Origin of the sequence: Streptomyces sp. x-80, from assembly GCF_046549095.1 — a bacterium.
GTDB classification, from domain to species: Bacteria; Actinomycetota; Actinomycetes; order Streptomycetales; family Streptomycetaceae; genus Streptomyces; species Streptomyces celluloflavus.
On the sequence record NZ_JAJPWM010000004.1, the window covers coordinates 522,613 to 537,646 of the forward strand.

A 15,034-nucleotide genomic window follows, 5' to 3' on the forward strand; every position below is an offset into this window, starting at 1 on the left:
GCTCAATTGTTGCGGATGCCCGCGAAGAGGTCGTCCTCGGGGAGGGATGTGTCCACGAGCGACTTCGCCAGCTCGTACTCCTCGGTCGGCCAGACCTCCCGCTGGATGTCCATCGGCACCCGGAACCACCCGCCGTCGGGGTCGATCTGGGTGGCGTGCGCGATCAGGGCCTTGTCGCGGATCTCGAAGAAGTCGGCGCACGGGACATAGGTGGTCAGGGTGCGCTCGCGCGGCTCGAAATCCTTCCAGCGCGCCAGCCACTCGCCGTACGGCGAGTCCAGGCCGCGCGCCAGCAGCGCCTCGTGCAGCGCGAGGGTGCGCGCGCGGTTGAAGCCCTGGTTGTAGTAGAGCTTCTGGGGCTGCCAGGGCTCGCCGGCCTCCGGGTACCGCGTCGGGTCGCCGGCCGCCTCGAAGGCCACCATCGTGATCTTGTGGGTCATGATGTGGTCGGGGTGCGGATAACCGCCGTTCTCGTCGTAGGTCGTGATGACCTGCGGCTTGAACTCCCGGATCAGCTTCACCAACGGGGCGGCGGCTTCCTCGACGGACTGCAACGCGAAGCAGCCCTCGGGCAGCGGCGGCAGCGGATCGCCCTCGGGCAGTCCGGAGTCGACGAAGCCCAGCCACTCCTGCTTGACGCCCAGGATGTCCCGGGCCTCGTCCATCTCCCGCTTCCGTACCTCGTGGATGTTCTCCTCGATGTACGGGTCGCCCTGGAGTTTGGGGTTGAGGATGGAACCTCGCTCACCGCCAGTGCAGGTGGCTACCAGCACGTCCACCCCCTCGGACACGTACTTGGCCATGGTGGCCGCACCCTTGCTCGACTCGTCGTCGGGGTGGGCGTGGACCGCCATCAATCGCAGCTGCTCAGTCAAGACTCGATCCTCAGTGAATGGCTGGAGAAGATGCCTCCTATAGTGACCGAAGCGGGGGACGCTGTATTCCCTGGGGAGCGGACCCCCCAAGACCGGTGCGGTCCCGCTTCCCGTACCAGGAGGAATGATCATGACCGCGGTGCGCGAAGGGCTCCCGGACGGACGTTACGGCCGCTCCGCCGATGAGCGCGCGGACCGCAAGCTCAAGATCATCGGTTCGGTGCTCGGCGTCGCGCTGCTCGGCGTGGTCGGCTGGGCCGGCGCCTCGTACATCGCCAAGCAGGAACTCAGCGGCCGGGTGATCACGTGGGAGGCGGTCTCCGACAGCGCCGTCACGGTGCACCTTGAAGTGATCAAGGGCAAGGACGACCGCGGCGTCTGCACGCTCCGTTCACAGGCCAGGGACGGCTCCGAGGTGGGCCGCAAGGACGTCACCATCGACCAGCGCACGGAGCAGGTGGACACCGAGACCACCATCCGGACGACGAAGCGGGCGACCAACGCCGTCCTGGTCGGCTGTTCGTCCTCCGGCGGCAACTGACCGGCCGGCGCACCCGCACCACGGCTGCGCCCACCTCCGGCAGGCCCGTCGGGCGGGAACCGGCGGCTCGCGAGGCGGTCGCCGCTGAGCTGCGACGATGCGCCCCTGTGCGTTCCCTGTGAAATTCCTCTTCCCCGTTTTGTGCCGGAATTGTTAGGCTCGTGGTTTCGCCCACCTGTGAAGGCGCAGCCTTTCCGGGTAGGGCGTTTGATGTATTCCCAGCACCGACGAGGAGCACCTGTGACCCAGACCAGCGACAACGTCACCTGGCTGACCCAGGAGGCGTACGACCAGCTCAAGGCCGAGCTGGAGTACCTGTCTGGTCCCGCACGCGCCGAGATCACCGAAAAGATCGCGGCGGCCCGCGAGGAAGGTGACCTGAAGGAGAACGCCGGGTACCACGCGGCCAAGGAGGAGCAGGGCAAGCAGGAGCTTCGCGTGCGTCAGCTCACCCAGCTGTTGCAGAGCGCGAAGGTCGGCGAGGCCCCTGCCGCCACCGGTGTCGTGGCCCCCGGCATGGTCGTCACCATCGCGTTCGACGGAGACCCGGACGACACCCTGTCCTTCCTGCTGGCTTCGCGGGAGTACGCGAGCTCGGACATCGAGACCTACTCCCCGCAGTCGCCGCTGGGCACGGGCGTGAACGGCAAGAAGATCGGCGCCCACGCGGAGTACGAGCTCCCGAACGGCAAGAGGGCCACCGTGCAGGTCCTCGACGCCCAGCCGTACGTGGCCTGAGGCCGCGGCGTCACCCAGCCGTCGTGGCGGCCCGGAGCCCAGTGCTCCGGGCCGTCGCGCGTATGCGGGCCGCCGCTCCGCGTGCCGTGCTCAGGCCGTGGCCGAGCGGTATTTGCGTACCGCCAGGGTCCGGAAGACCGTGATGATCAGCAGGGACCAGAGTGCCGAGGCCAGCACCGGGTGTTCCATCGGCCAGGCACCGGTCACCGATGCCGGCACCCCCTCGATGGTGTTGCCGAACAGCTGCCTGGCGGCCTGCACCGTCGCGCTGAAGGGGTTCCACTCCGCGATGTGCTGGAGGAACGACGGCATGCCGGTGACCGGCACGAAGGCGTTCGAGACGAAGGTCATCGGGAAGAGCCAGAGCAGTCCGCCCGAAGTGGCCGCCTCGGGCGTGCGGACGGAGAGGCCGATCAGCGCGCCGATCCAGGAGAAGGCGTAGCCGAGCAGGAGCAGCAGGCCGAAGCCGCCGAGCACCTTGCCGATGTTCTCGTGGCCGCGCCAGCCGATGAGCAGGGCGACGACGGCCAGCACGACCAGGGTCAGGGCGGTCTGCACCAGGTCGGCGAGGGTGCGTCCGGTGAGCACCGCGCCACGGGACATGGGCAGCGACCGGAACCGGTCGATCAGCCCCCTGTGCATATCGTCCGCGATGCCCGCACCCGCTCCCGCCGTGGCGAAGGTGACGGTCTGCGCGAAGACGCCGGCCATCAGGAATTCGCGGTACGGCTGGACGCCACCGGCCGGGGCGCCGGGGAGGGCGATGGAACCGCCGAAGACGTAGGTGAACAGCACCACGAACATGATCGGCTGGACCAGCGCGAACAGAACCACCTCGGGAATCCGGCGCATGCGAATCAGGTTCCGCTGAGCAATGACGAGAGAGTCGTTGACGGTGCTCACTGCGTCTGCTCCTTCCCGGCAGCGAACCGCCGGATCCCCGAGGTGAAACCTAGCTGAGACGGGCGAACACGATTCGGGATGCGCTTCATCCGGATCAGGTTGCGCTGGGCGACGACCAGGGAGTCGCGTACGGACCGGCCCGTCCGGCCGGGTGGCTGTGGTGCGCGGACCTGGGCCGCGTCGGTCACCGTGGTCACTGCGCGCCCTCCTTCCCGGTCGCCGCGGCCACCTGGGCCGCTCCGGTGAGCTCGGCGGCCTCGGTCACCTCGGTCGGCGCACCGCCTCTCCGCCGGCCCCTCTTCCGTCCGCCGGCCGCGTCGTCGCCCTCGCCGCCGGCCTCGGCGGCGTGGCCGGTCAGCGAGATGAACACATCGTCCAGGGTGGGGCGGCGCAGGCCGATGTCGTCTATCTCCACGCCACCGGCGTCCAGTTCGCGGATGATCTCGGCGAGCAGTCTGGCGCCCCCGGTCACCGGGACGGTGAGCTTGCGCAGGAGCGGCTCGACGGTGCTCTCGCCCGTGCCGAAGCGGCGCAGGGTCTCGTCGGCGGCGGCGAGCTGCTCGGGGGTGTGCACCACGACCTCGACGCGCTCGCCGCCGGTGCGGGCCTTGAGCTGGTCGGAGGTGCCGCGGGCGATGACCCGGCCGTGGTCGACCACGCAGATGTCGTGGGCGAGGCGGTCGGCCTCCTCCAGGTACTGGGTGGTGAGCAGCAGGGTCGTACCGCCCGCTACGAGCTCCTGGATGACGTCCCACAGCTGCTGGCGGTTGCGCGGGTCCAGGCCCGTGGTCGGCTCGTCCATGAACATCACGGGCGGGCTGACGACCAGGGCGGCCGCGAGGTCGAGGCGGCGGCGCATCCCGCCGGAGTAGGTCTTGGCGGGGCGGTCGGCGGCGTCGGCGAGGTGGAAGCGCGCGAGCAGGTCATCGGCCCGCCGCTTCGCGTCGCGGCCGCTCATCTGGTAGAGCCGGCCGACCATCCGGAGGTTCTCGCGGCCGGTCAAGTACTCGTCGACGGCGGCGAATTGGCCGGAGAGTCCGATCGATCTGCGTACCGCGTCGGGGTCCTTGAGGACGTCGATACCGGCCACCACGGCCGTACCGCGGTCGGGCCGGAGGAGGGTCGTCAGGACGCGTACGGCGGTGGTTTTGCCGGCACCGTTGGGGCCGAGCATTCCGAGGACGGTTCCTTCGGGAACGTCGAGATCGACACCGTCCAGTGCCCGCACATCGCCGAAGGTCTTCACCAGACCTTCGGCGTAAATGGCACCTGGCATAGGGGTACTCCCATGGCTTGGGTGAGCTCAAGGTCGAATATTACGTTTGCCGGACAAAGTGCGCTTTATGGGCATTCATCCGCAACGGCCCGCCATGGCGCGGCGGCGGTCCGGAGGCAGTGACTGAAGGGGATGCTACGCCAAACGCGATACATCGCGATACAGGTCGCGTCATGATTTTCCGCGTACACGTCATCGCGGGCGGATGCGCGACGCGGGCGTACGCCACGGTGGCACCCGGCCCGCCTCATCCGATGACGGCGTACCCCGCCGCCCGGAGCGCCGCTGTCACCTCGGCGCAGTGCCGGGGCCCCTCGGTCTCCAGGTGCAACTCCACCTCGACCTCGGTCAGCCCGAGCCGTGGATCGGTACGGACATGGCTGATGTCGAGGACGTTCGCCGCTGTCCCCGACAGCACGCCCAGCAGCGTCGCCAGCGCCCCCGGCCGGTCCGTCAGGCGCAGCCGCAGCGAGAGATAGCGCCCCGCGACGGCCATACCGTGCCGCTGGATCCGCTGCATCAGCAGCGGATCCACATTGCCGCCGGAGAGCACCGCGACCACCGGCCCCTCGAAGGCCCCCGGGTCGGCGAGCAGCGCCGCCACCGGGCTCGCCCCGGCCGGTTCCACCACCATCTTGGCCCGCTCCAGGCACAGCAGCAGCGCGCTGGAGAGGGCGTCCTCGGAGACCGTACGGACCTCGTCCACCAGCGCGTCGACGATCCGGAACGGCACCTCGCCGGGCCGCCCGACCTTGATGCCGTCCGCCATCGTGGCCGGCTCCTCGATCGCCACCGGATGGCCGGCCGCCAGCGACGGCGGATAGCAGGCGGCCCCGGCCGCCTGCACCCCGACGATCCGTACGTCCGGCCGCAGCGACTTGACCGCCAGCGCGATGCCCGCCACGAGCCCGCCGCCGCCCGTCCCGACGACGATGGTGCGCACCTCCGGGCACTGTTCGAGGATCTCCAGGCCGACGGTGCCCTGGCCCGCCACGATGTCCGGGTGGTCGAAGGGGTGGATGAGGACCGCGCCGGTCTCCCGCGCGTACCCCTGGGCCGCCGTCAGCGCCTCGTCCACGACCTGGCCGCACAGCCGCACCTCGGCGCCGTAGTCGCGGGTCGCGGCGATCTTGGGCAACGGGGCGTCGACCGGCATGAAGACCGTCGCGCGCACACCGAGCAGGGTCGCCGCCAGCGCCACGCCCTGCGCGTGGTTGCCCGCGCTCGCGGCCACCACACCGGCCGCCCGCTGCCGCGCCGACAGCCCGGCGATCCGCACATAGGCACCCCGGATCTTGAAGGAGCCGGTGCGCTGGAGGTTCTCGCACTTGAGGTGTACGGGGGCGCCGACCAGCCGGGACAGATAGCGGCTGCCCTCCATCGCGGTGGACCGGGAGACGCCGGAGAGCATCTTGTGCGCCGCACGGATGTCGTCGACCGTGAGCCCGGCGGTCGGGGCGTCAGCGGGCCGGCCGCCGGCCGGGCCGCCCTCGGCCGGACGCGCGGCCGCGGGGGACGCGTGCGGGGTGCGCGGCTGATGCTCGGCCATGCCGCCAGTCTCGCAGTTCACCCGCGGACGGGCCGCCCGGCGGACGGACCGCGGAACGGATGGCGAGCGGGCGGCGGGACGGACCGCGGGGCGGGGGCGGCCGCGGGGCGGGTACCGGGCCGTACTCCCGGACGGGTACCGGGACGGACGGGGCGATCACCGGGCCGGACTCCGGGGCCCTACCGGCCGGTATCGGATTCGTCACCGCCGGTACGGTACCCGCCACAGCCGCGTACGCTGTCCTCCATCCCTTTTACCCCCATGAAGCGAGCTCCCGGCCATGCCCACCTCTTCGGACATGACGACCCACACCGACCCCGCGCTTCTCGACGCACTCCAGCATCAAGTGGCCGTCTTCGCCCGCCGCGCTGAACAGAGCCGGCTCGGCGGCGTCGGACAGGCGCGCAACTCCATGGACCGCGCCGCGTATCTGCTGCTCAACCGCCTTGACCAGGAAGGCCCGATGGGCGTCAAGGCCCTGGCCGCCGGAATGGGCATCGACTCCTCGACCGTCACCCGGCAGGTCGCGCCGCTGGTGGACGCCGGGCTGGTCAGCCGCGACACGCACCCCGAGGACGGGCGGGCGGTGGTGCTCCAGTTGTCCGAGCGCGGTCACTCCCGCCTGGACGAGGTGCGGGCCTCGCGCCGCGCGCTGATGGCCCTGGTGACACAGGAGTGGTCCGACGGAGAACGGGACGCGTTCTGCACACTCCTGACGCGCTTCAATTCCTCCCTCGCCACACTCACCACAACCCTGACACCGGCGAACCCGGCCTCCTGACGCGCGCCGCCCGTACGGGTAATCCGTACGGGGCGTGCGGGCAGTACGGGTATCGGCCGGACGGCCGACGGTCCGTACGGGCAGGCCGCCACCGGCCCCACCACCCCTCCGACGGAGGGGTGGTGAACCAGGTCCCGGCCCTGTATCCCGCCGGCCGAGTGCCCGGAATCCGTCAGCCCAGTGCCCGGGTGAGGTCGGCCAGCAGGTCGTCGACGGACTCGATGCCGACCGAGAGACGTACGAGATCGCCGGGGACCTCCAGCGCGGAACCGGCCGCCGAGGCGTGTGTCATCCGCCCCGGGTGCTCGATCAGCGACTCGACGCCGCCCAGCGACTCACCGAGGGTGAACAGCTCCGTCCGGTTGCAGATGTCCACGGCCGCCTGCTCGCCGCCCGCGACCTGGAAGGACACCATGCCGCCGAACGACCGCATCTGCTTGGCGGCGATCTCGTGGCCGGGGTGGCCGGGCAGCCCCGGGTAGAGCACGCGGGTCACCTTCGGGTGCGCGACCAGCAGCTCCGCGACGCGGGCCGCGTTGGCGCAGTGCCGGTCCATCCGTACGGCCAGCGTCTTGATGCCGCGCATCACCAGCCAGGCGTCGAACGGCCCGGCGATGGCGCCCATCGCGTTCTGGTGGAAGGCGAGTTCGTCGCCGAGGGTGTCGTCGTTGACGACGAGGGCACCGCCGACCACGTCCGAGTGGCCGCCCATGTACTTGGTCGTGGAGTAGACCACCACGTCCGCACCGAGGGCCAGCGGCTGCTGGAGGTAGGGGCTGGCGAAGGTGTTGTCGACGACGAGGCGGGCCCCGGCGTCATGGGCGATACCGGCCAGCACGGCGATATCGCTGATGCCGAGCAGCGGGTTGCTGGGCGTCTCGACCCAGATCGCCTTCGTACGGGGCCGCAGCGCGGCGCGCACGGCCTGCGGGTCGGAGGTGTCGGCCACCGACCACTCCACGCCCCACCGCTCGACGACCTTCGCGAAGAGGCGGAACGTTCCGCCGTAGGCGTCATCGGGAATGACGACATGGTCGCCGGGGGTCAGCAGCGTCCGCAGCAGGCAGTCCTCGGCGGCGAGACCGGAGGCGAAGGCGAGGCCGCGGGAGCCGCCGTCCAGGGCGGCGAGGTTCTCCTCCAGGGCGGTACGGGTCGGGTTGGCGCTGCGGCTGTACTCATATCCGCCGCGCAGCCCGCCGACGCCGTCCTGCTTGTACGTGGACACCTGGTAGATGGGCACCGCCACCGCGCCCGTGGTCTGGTCGGGCTCCTGACCTGCGTGGATGGCGAGAGTTTCGAAGTGTTGGGGGCGCTCGTCGCGCTGATCGCTCATGCCTGCCGAGGGTAGTCGGCCGCCGCGCCGAGATTCTCGGAACTTTCTGGTTGGCTGGATAGTGGATATATGCGAGGAGTCGTACGTGGGTTCCCTCCGCCCACCCTCGCCTGCTCGTCGCACCTCCGCCCCTCACTCGCCCCTCTCGCCCTCCCCACCCCTCCGACCGGGACACACCACATGGACGCTCTGCTGGTTCTCTTCGCCGCGCTCGCGATCGGCGGTGTCGTCTTCCTGCCCTGGAGGCGGCGCCGGCGGGCCACCCAGCAGGCCCGGCAGGGCCTGACGGCGGCCACCGACCCGATGGCGGGCTACGGCTTCGTACCGCTCGAAGAGCTCGACGTACGGCTGCCGGGACCCGACCAGGCGCTGGAGGACGCACTGGCGGAGCTGCGCCGCACCCACGACTGGCGGCCGGCGGCCGAGCTGCTGAAGGCCACCGGCGACGACTGGGAGCGCCGCTGGCAGCGGGTCCAGACGCTGGCCGGGGCCGCCGCGTTCGAGCTGGCCCAGGAAGAGGCGGCGGAGCGGCAGGGCGGTGCCCCGGCGGCGGGCTCCGGCGGGCACCGGGTCGGCGGCATCTGGCTGCGTACCTGGCGCTCGGAGGCGCCCAAGGATCCCGGCGGCGCCCAGACACACGCCCAGTTCCTCGTCCTCCAGGCGCTGCGCGACCCCGCCTCGCAGGACTTCCGGATGATCCTCGAAGAGGCCCGTACGGTCTGCCGGGAGGCGGCGCTGCTGGCGCCCGGCAGCCCGATTCCGTACATCACGGAGCTGGCCGTCGCCCGCGGGCTGCACGACCGGCCCGCCGACTACGAGGCACTGTGGTCCACGGTCGTCCAGCGCGCGCCGGCACATATGGGCGCGCATCTCGCCGCGCTCCCGTACTGGTCGGAGAAGTGGCACGGTTCGCGCAAGGAGGCCGACGCGTTCACCGAGCGCGCGGCCGCCGGTGCCCCGGCGAAGAGCCTGCTGCCGGCGCTGCCGCTCTTCGCGGTCTACGACCATCTCCCCGAGGCCAACATGGTCAGCAGCCTCTATCAGAGCGCGGTGGTCGAGCGGGCCATCGACGGTGCCCGCTTCGCGCTGCGCGAGGCGCCCGCGGACCATCCGATGGCGCCACACGTCCGGCATCTGCTGGTCTGGTTCCTGGTCCGCGCGGAGCGCTACGCCGAGGCCATGGAGCAGCTGCGCCTGGTCGACGGCCACGTGGGCGCCGTCCCGTGGTCCTACGGCCGCAACCCCGCCGCCGAGTACGCCGCCTACCGCGCCCGCGCCATCGCCGGCTGGGAGCAGCTGGGCGGCACGGCGGCGGACTTTCCGCCGCCGGGGCGGTAGGCGGGCGGGTCGGCAGCGGGGGCGTACGGGTCGGGGGCGGGCGGGTCACCGGGCCTGTGGGACGGGATGACCTCCCCTGGGGCCTCGGCTCTCCCGGGGCTTCGGCTCTCCCGGGGACGCGCCTCTCCTGGGGCCGCGCCTCTCCCCCGACGGAATGCCGGCCCGTCCCCCGGCGTTTCCGAGGTAGCCGTTCCGTACTGTCCGATGTCCGCCGTCCCCGCCCCGGGCCCGTCCCCTCCTGGAGTCTGATCCTGATGCTGTTCTCCCGCTTCAAGACCCATCTCCCCACCCCCGAGGAAGCGCTGAAGGGCCGCCCGGAGCGGGACTTCACCGTCCCGGACCGGCACACCGTCCTCGGCAACCCACTGCTCGGCCCGTACCCGGCGGGCCTGGAGACCGCCGACTTCGGCCTGGGCTGCTTCTGGGGCGCCGAGCGGAAGTTCTGGCAGACCGACGGCGTCTGGACCACCCTCGTCGGCTACCAGGGCGGCCACACCCCGCACCCCACGTACGAAGAGGTGTGCAGCGGCCACACCGGCCACACCGAGGCCGTCCGCGTCGTCTACGACCCCGCCGTGGTCCCGTACACCGCCCTGCTCAAGCTCTTCTGGGAGTCCCACGACCCGACCCAGGGCTTCCGCCAGGGCAACGACGTCGGCACCCAGTACCGCTCGGCGATCTATACCCACTCCCCCGCCCAGCAGCAGGCCGCCGAATCCTCCCGCGACGCCTACCGCGCCGTCCTCCACAACTCCGGCTACGGCGACATCACCACCGAAATCCTCCCCGCCGACGCCACCCGCCCCTTCTACCCGGCCGAGGGATATCACCAGCAGTACCTCGACAAGAATCCGGCCGGGTACTGCACGATCGGCGGGACGGGGGTCTCCTGCCCCGTCGGTGTGGCCAAGGCGGAGGACTGAGGTCCTTCCGCAGGCGGTTCGGCCACGCTCAGCACGCTGCTGGCCGGGCACCGGTCTGGCCGGCGGCGCTTGAGACGCTCAGATCACACGCTCAGGGCCACCGCGTGTCAGATGGCCGATCATCCGTCTCGATGTCGTCTCGCGGCAATAGACGTGGGTAGCGTCGCCTTGACGTCCAGTGCGTGCCGTCGGCTGTCCTGACGGTCCGCGCTTCAAGGTTCCCGAGACCTGGGGGAGTGAGCAGGGGCATGCCGCAGGACGCCGCGCGGAGCATACGGAAGGGGTTCACGTCGGAGAGTGCCATGCGTGTCATGGCAGCGGCATGCCGGCGTGCGGGCCTCGACAGTGATCGCGCACGATTGATCCGATTCGGAGAGAACGCTCTCTTCAGATTGGCAACCCGCCCCGTGGTGGTCCGGATCGCAAGATCCACTGAGTACTTACCCGCCGTGCGGGGCGAGGTTCAGGTGTCGCGCTGGCTGGCGCGTGAGGGCTTCCCCGCGACACGGAGCGTCGATGATCTGGAGCAGCCCTTGATCGTCGATGGCCACCCGGTGACGTTCTGGCACGTGATCGAGGGTGGGGGCCGTAAGGCGACCTACGGAGAACTGGGCGGAGTCCTCCGGGATCTGCATGCGCTCAGCGTGCCGTCCTCCGTGTGTCTGCCGTCCTTCCCGGTCCTCGACAGGGCTGACCGGCGGATCGATACGGCGGCGGGCATACCCGAGGACGACCGTGCATTCCTGCGGAAGCGCGCACATGAACTACAGGAGCGTGTCGCCGGTCTGGACTTCGCATCGAAGAAGGGGCCCGTGCACGGGGACGCCCACGTGCAGAACCTCATGGTGGACCAGAAGGGTCAGGTGATTCTCATCGACCTGGAGAGGTTCAGCTACGACTTTCCGGAGTGGGATCTCATGGTGACGGCGACGGAGCATCACAGTTTGGGATGGCAGACGTCGGAAGAGTACGGGGCCTTCGTGAGCTCCTACGGCCAGGATCTCCGCACCTGGGACGGGTTCCCCACGCTGCGGGCGGTCCAGGAATTCAACATGACGACGTGGCTGATGCAGAACGTTTCCGAGAGCCCTGAGACAGCGGCGGAGTATGCGCGCCGAATCTCCTCGCTCAGGGACGAAAACGCACCGCGCAACTGGACTATTGGATGAGTTCGGTTACTCGTCGCCGAGTTGGGCCACTGCATCCCGCACGCGTTCGTTGAACCGTTGGACAGCGGGCTTGTGTGCATGCGCGGCCAACGCGCCTTGGAAATCACTCACATACCGTTGAAAGCGTGCGGACTGTAGGGCATCCCCCTCTTCGACCGCGAGACCTGCGGTGGCGACGGCTGCCTCAAGATCCCCGTTGATCAGATGGCTCTGCGCAAGGACCATGCGGCAGAAGCCCAGCGTGCGGGCGTATTTCCGGTCGGTGAGTGCCACAGCGCGCTCGGCGAAGTGAACGGCCTCGGGGCCCTGCCCGAGATCGCGGAAGCAGTGGCAGAACTCGCCGACCAGTTCGGCCTCGTCCATGTAGGAAAGCCATTCAGGGTCGTCGCCGGTGTCGGCCCGCTCGAAGAACCTCTCCGCCTCGTTCATGGCGTGGCCGGCGCCTTTGTGATCACCTGCGGTGGAGAGCGCGCGAGCCTCATGGACAGAGAAGAGTGCCATGGCGCGTGGGGTCGCATGACTCCTTCCCCCTTCCACCGATGCGCGGGCCAGCATGATGGCTCGGGGTACTTGGCGCAGGTAGTTCGCCTGATGGCTCATGTTGGTCAGGATGCGCGCGCCCATCATCCGGTCGCCCGCAGCTTGCGTAAGGCGCAGCGTGGACAGCATGTAGCGGCTGGACAGGGCGTGATTGCCGCCGTCGTACGCGCTCCATGCCAGCAGTTGCGACATTTCCGATGCGGCCTTGAAGAGCGCGTCACCGACCTTGGGGCTGTAGCCGGAACTCAGCAGGGGGAGCACGTCTTCCCGGAAGTAGTGGCGGAATGCCTTGTGCGCGTGGCCGCCACCGAACTGGAAATCCAGCTGCATGAAGAACCCGGCGGCGGTCCGGATCGCGGCGACGTCCCGCATGCCGACCCGCTTGCCGGGGGTGTCCGCGGGAAGACCATCGGGGCGGGAGACCAGCCAGGAAAGCGCGGCGGAGTGTGCGTCGCTGTCGGACAGCGGGGCCTCGTCTGCCGGCCCGTCCTCCGGGCGCTGGTGCGTGAGGCTGTCGAGTGTGGCCAGTGCCTCCGTGAGCGAACCGGCGTAGCAGACGCCTGCCTCGGTGGAGGGTGCCGTCGGCGCGCCGGGCAAGCCGAGATCCTTCGGAGCGACCTTCCGCCCCAACTTGTCGCTCAGCGCCTCGGCCATGAATGCCGCGGTCTGACGCTGGATACCGCCGCCGCTCAGCCACCGCTGCACGGCGACGTGCGTGGTGCCGAGGTGTTCGCCGTGCCGCTGCGCCACGTCGCGGACTCGTTTCGCCAGCCCCTTGTTGGAGACTCCGGCCTCGGCCATGACAGCGGCCAACTGGTGGTTCGGGCCCTTGCTCACGCTCTGCTGCCACCCCCGGCGCTACGTTACGTGTTCATCCTGTCACAGGGATTTCCCGCGCGGGGGTCCATCGTGAACCCCCTGACCGATGTGGATGAACCCCCGTGAGCACATGAACTCCCCTGTGGACACTGCCTCATGGCCAAAGTCCGTCGTTGACTGACGAGACAAGAGACCCCGGCGGTGCGTGAAGGCACCCCGGGGCGTGGCCAACCTGGTGAAAGCAGGTCGACATGAGGAACCTTAACGGCAACCTCTTCGAACGGTTGCTGCGTCTGTTGCTCCCGGCTCGCGGTGGACACCGAGCTGTAGCCGGCTCTGCCACGGGCCGGGAGGAACATCCGACGATGTCCCTTCGGTGGGTGGCCGACCCCTACGTCTGGCGGTCGGCGCACGGCGAGGACGTGCAACTGGTCCGGCCGTATGTGCTCGCGCACGAGCGCGCTGCGAAGGGGCAAGGGACGAACGACTCGGAAGTGGCCCCCGCCGGCCTGACGCAGTACGGAACGGCGGTGACGCTGTGAGCACCCGCCCCCGTCTGCTCCCGTGGCCGGGCCCGGCCGGTCAGCCGTCCTACCTGGTGTCCGACGACACCAACAGCTACCTGTCGCTCCTGGCTGACGAGATGGAGGAGGTCCAGCTGAGCGCGGCTGAGGCAGTGCTTCGTCACACCACCGAAATGCTCGGTGATGAGGAAGCCAGTACCTACGAACTCCGGTGCGCGGGGCGCTGCCTGTGCGAATCGCTGCGTGACGCGCTACGGGTCGCCGAAAGCAGGGGCGCACGGCTGGCATGTGGTCTTGGCGGGCCCGACCCTGCGCAGGGTGACGGCGACGCAGTGAGCACCCGTCGCCTCCTGCCGTGGCCGGACCCGGCCGGTCAGCCGTCCTACCTGGTGTCCGATGACACCAACAGCCATGTGTCGCAGCTGGCCGACCAAATGGAAGAGGAACAGCTGAACACGGCTGAGACCGTGCTCCGTCTCGCCGCCGATCTGCTCCGTGAGGCGAAGGCGAGTTCCTGCGAACTCCGTTGTGCGGGGCACCGCCTGTGCGAATCGCTGCGTGACGCCCTGCGGGTCGCTGAAAGCAGGGGCGGACGGTTGTCCGGGGTTGCCGACGTGGACGACGACGGCGGGTCGCCGAGCGAAGCGGTCCACGATCACGGGAGGTCCGAATGACTGCGCCGCAGCGCCCAAGGGGCGAATGGCAGATCGAGGCTCTGCCCAGTGAGCGACTGCGCCGCGATCGGGACGGCCACGTGAGGCTGCTCCTCAGGGTGGATCACCAGGGAGAGCACGCCGCCACCGTGCCACTGATCCTGACCATGGTGGAAGCGGAAGGGCTCCACGCTCAGCTGTGCTACGCACTGGACGGGGAACCCGCTCCCCTCGGTGCCCCGGAGTGCCGACAGCTCGCCCAGTACCCGGGCGGACGACGGAGGTTCTGACCTCTGCCCAGCTCGCGGCCGGGCACGTCCGGTCGCCATGACTGCGGACATCACACCGGACCACCCCCTCAAACCCTGGCAGGCGCGGGGTGGTCCGGCTGGGAATCAGCTCTCAACGATCGCGAACCCCGGTGCCGTTGGTACCGGGGCCGTCGTCATGGGTTCGTACGACGGTTTCGGCGGATGTGCAGCAACTGGGCGGCCGGGAAAGGGACGTGAGAGATATGTGTGACACCGGGGGCGACGGATTCGGGGCCGATGGACTGGACCCTGACGCGGTGCTCTGGGTGCGCGGCGTGGACTACGTGACCGGCTGACGTGGCGCGGCACAGGCTGTCGAGGAACTGACCGACGCCCTGTCGACGGTCGGCGTGGACAGGGCGGGGCGAAGCTCCGGGCAGGCACGGCGACGGATGGATCCCGGGGTGGTTCGGCTGGAGCTGACGACGGCGACCGCACGCGATGTCGCGATGCTGGCGAGAGTGGCAGCGGGGCAGTCCAGGAGCCAGCCCGATTCGCGGCCAGCGTAAGGCCCCGAGGCAGCGCAGGCGGCCGGCCCACCGGCTTCGACACAGCGGTCTACAAGCGCCGCAACGAGGTGGCACGAACGGTCCACGCCCTCAAGGGCTTCCGCGCTGTGGCCTCCCGTTTCGGCAAACGGGCGTGCATCTTTCACGGCACGGTAACCGTTGCCGCGCTGCGTCTGTGGCTCCGCCCGTGACTCCCAGGGCAGCCCTTGGTGGGGCCCCGTTCCCGGTGCCCGCACCGTGGGTTGGGCGGGC

Annotated in this window: 15 protein-coding genes and 1 pseudogene; 9 read left to right on the top strand and 7 right to left on the bottom strand. The window is 69.9% G+C overall.

From position 1 onward, the window contains the following. Nucleotides 1-2: 2 nt before the first annotated feature. Complete coding sequence (gene mca, locus ACLJWH_RS10390) at nt 3-875, bottom strand: mycothiol conjugate amidase Mca (protein WP_411141306.1); 873 nt, start codon at nt 873-875, stop codon at nt 3-5. Nucleotides 876-1,005: 130 nt separating this feature from the next. Between mca and ACLJWH_RS10395 the strand changes: the two genes are divergently transcribed. Beyond that, nucleotides 1,006-1,416 (top strand): DUF4307 domain-containing protein, encoded by a 411-nt coding sequence (locus ACLJWH_RS10395; protein ID WP_411141307.1) that lies wholly within the window; start codon nt 1,006-1,008, stop codon nt 1,414-1,416. A gap of 240 nt (nt 1,417-1,656) precedes the next feature. Then, nucleotides 1,657-2,154: a transcription elongation factor GreA gene (greA, locus tag ACLJWH_RS10400; protein ID WP_411141308.1), complete on the top strand. Its 498-nt coding sequence runs from the start codon at nt 1,657-1,659 to the stop codon at nt 2,152-2,154. A 90-nt stretch (nt 2,155-2,244) separates the two neighbouring features. Here the strand turns inward: greA and ACLJWH_RS10405 are convergent, their stop codons facing one another. From ACLJWH_RS10405 to ilvA, 4 genes are all read right to left on the bottom strand, one after another. Then, complete coding sequence (locus ACLJWH_RS10405) at nt 2,245-3,057, bottom strand: ABC transporter permease (protein WP_411141309.1); 813 nt, start codon at nt 3,055-3,057, stop codon at nt 2,245-2,247. After that, nucleotides 3,054-3,254 (bottom strand): hypothetical protein, encoded by a 201-nt coding sequence (locus tag ACLJWH_RS10410; RefSeq protein WP_411141310.1) that lies wholly within the window; start codon nt 3,252-3,254, stop codon nt 3,054-3,056. The genes ACLJWH_RS10405 and ACLJWH_RS10410 overlap by 4 nt, the downstream gene beginning before the upstream one ends. Further along, nucleotides 3,251-4,333, bottom strand: a complete 1,083-nt coding sequence (locus tag ACLJWH_RS10415) for an ATP-binding cassette domain-containing protein (RefSeq protein ID WP_411141311.1) — start codon at nt 4,331-4,333, stop codon at nt 3,251-3,253. Before ACLJWH_RS10415 ends, ACLJWH_RS10410 begins: the two co-directional genes overlap by 4 nt. A 247-nt stretch (nt 4,334-4,580) precedes the next feature. Further along, a complete protein-coding gene (gene ilvA, locus ACLJWH_RS10420) occupies nt 4,581-5,882 on the bottom strand; it encodes a threonine ammonia-lyase (protein ID WP_411141312.1) in 1,302 nt (433 codons plus the stop codon). 280 nt (nt 5,883-6,162) lie between these two features. Between ilvA and ACLJWH_RS10425 the strand changes: the two genes are divergently transcribed. Beyond that, complete coding sequence (locus tag ACLJWH_RS10425; RefSeq protein ID WP_411141313.1) at nt 6,163-6,663, top strand: MarR family winged helix-turn-helix transcriptional regulator; 501 nt, start codon at nt 6,163-6,165, stop codon at nt 6,661-6,663. 172 nt (nt 6,664-6,835) lie between these two features. On the opposite strand, the gene ACLJWH_RS10430 is transcribed toward ACLJWH_RS10425, so the two are convergent. Then, complete coding sequence (locus ACLJWH_RS10430) at nt 6,836-7,996, bottom strand: cystathionine gamma-synthase (RefSeq protein ID WP_411141314.1); 1,161 nt, start codon at nt 7,994-7,996, stop codon at nt 6,836-6,838. Nucleotides 7,997-8,176: 180 nt separating this feature from the next. Between ACLJWH_RS10430 and ACLJWH_RS10435 the strand changes: the two genes are divergently transcribed. The 3 genes from ACLJWH_RS10435 to ACLJWH_RS10445 all read left to right on the top strand — a co-directional run bounded on the left by ACLJWH_RS10435 (nt 8,177) and on the right by ACLJWH_RS10445 (nt 11,426). Continuing rightward, nucleotides 8,177-9,334, top strand: a complete 1,158-nt coding sequence (locus ACLJWH_RS10435) for a hypothetical protein (protein ID WP_411141315.1) — start codon at nt 8,177-8,179, stop codon at nt 9,332-9,334. Between the two features lie 254 nt (nt 9,335-9,588). Continuing rightward, nucleotides 9,589-10,257 (top strand): peptide-methionine (S)-S-oxide reductase MsrA, encoded by a 669-nt coding sequence (msrA, locus tag ACLJWH_RS10440; protein WP_411141316.1) that lies wholly within the window; start codon nt 9,589-9,591, stop codon nt 10,255-10,257. Between the two features lie 248 nt (nt 10,258-10,505). After that, complete coding sequence (locus ACLJWH_RS10445; protein WP_411141317.1) at nt 10,506-11,426, top strand: phosphotransferase enzyme family protein; 921 nt, start codon at nt 10,506-10,508, stop codon at nt 11,424-11,426. Nucleotides 11,427-11,432: 6 nt separating this feature from the next. Here the strand turns inward: ACLJWH_RS10445 and ACLJWH_RS10450 are convergent, their stop codons facing one another. Beyond that, nucleotides 11,433-12,803: a sporulation protein gene (locus ACLJWH_RS10450; protein WP_411141318.1), complete on the bottom strand. Its 1,371-nt coding sequence runs from the start codon at nt 12,801-12,803 to the stop codon at nt 11,433-11,435. Between the two features lie 347 nt (nt 12,804-13,150). On the opposite strand from ACLJWH_RS10450, the gene ACLJWH_RS10455 reads away from it, so the two are divergent. The 3 genes and pseudogenes from ACLJWH_RS10455 to ACLJWH_RS10465 all read left to right on the top strand — a co-directional run. Continuing rightward, nucleotides 13,151-13,327, top strand: coding sequence for a hypothetical protein (locus tag ACLJWH_RS10455; protein WP_411141319.1), 177 nt, complete (start codon nt 13,151-13,153; stop codon nt 13,325-13,327). 56 nt (nt 13,328-13,383) lie between these two features. Further along, nucleotides 13,384-13,983: a hypothetical protein gene (locus ACLJWH_RS10460; protein WP_411141320.1), complete on the top strand. Its 600-nt coding sequence runs from the start codon at nt 13,384-13,386 to the stop codon at nt 13,981-13,983. Nucleotides 13,984-14,778: 795 nt separating this feature from the next. After that, a pseudogene (locus ACLJWH_RS10465) lies at nt 14,779-14,973 on the top strand (IS5/IS1182 family transposase); the annotation flags it as partial. Nucleotides 14,974-15,034: the final 61 nt, after the last annotated feature.

What these genes read in the sequence shown, in the direction of transcription:
- ACLJWH_RS10395 (WP_411141307.1), top strand. Translation starts at nt 1,006, where the DNA reads ATGACCGCGGTGCGCGAAGGGCTCCCGGACGGACGTTACGGCCGCTCC.
- ACLJWH_RS10415 (WP_411141311.1), bottom strand. Translation starts at nt 4,333, where the DNA reads ATGCCAGGTGCCATTTACGCCGAAGGTCTGGTGAAGACCTTCGGCGAT.
- ilvA (WP_411141312.1), bottom strand. Translation starts at nt 5,882, where the DNA reads ATGGCCGAGCATCAGCCGCGCACCCCGCACGCGTCCCCCGCGGCCGCG.
- ACLJWH_RS10425 (WP_411141313.1), top strand. Translation starts at nt 6,163, where the DNA reads ATGCCCACCTCTTCGGACATGACGACCCACACCGACCCCGCGCTTCTC.
- ACLJWH_RS10430 (WP_411141314.1), bottom strand. Translation starts at nt 7,996, where the DNA reads ATGAGCGATCAGCGCGACGAGCGCCCCCAACACTTCGAAACTCTCGCC.
- ACLJWH_RS10435 (WP_411141315.1), top strand. Translation starts at nt 8,177, where the DNA reads ATGGACGCTCTGCTGGTTCTCTTCGCCGCGCTCGCGATCGGCGGTGTC.
- msrA (WP_411141316.1), top strand. Translation starts at nt 9,589, where the DNA reads ATGCTGTTCTCCCGCTTCAAGACCCATCTCCCCACCCCCGAGGAAGCG.
- ACLJWH_RS10445 (WP_411141317.1), top strand. Translation starts at nt 10,506, where the DNA reads ATGCCGCAGGACGCCGCGCGGAGCATACGGAAGGGGTTCACGTCGGAG.
- ACLJWH_RS10455 (WP_411141319.1), top strand. Translation starts at nt 13,151, where the DNA reads ATGTCCCTTCGGTGGGTGGCCGACCCCTACGTCTGGCGGTCGGCGCAC.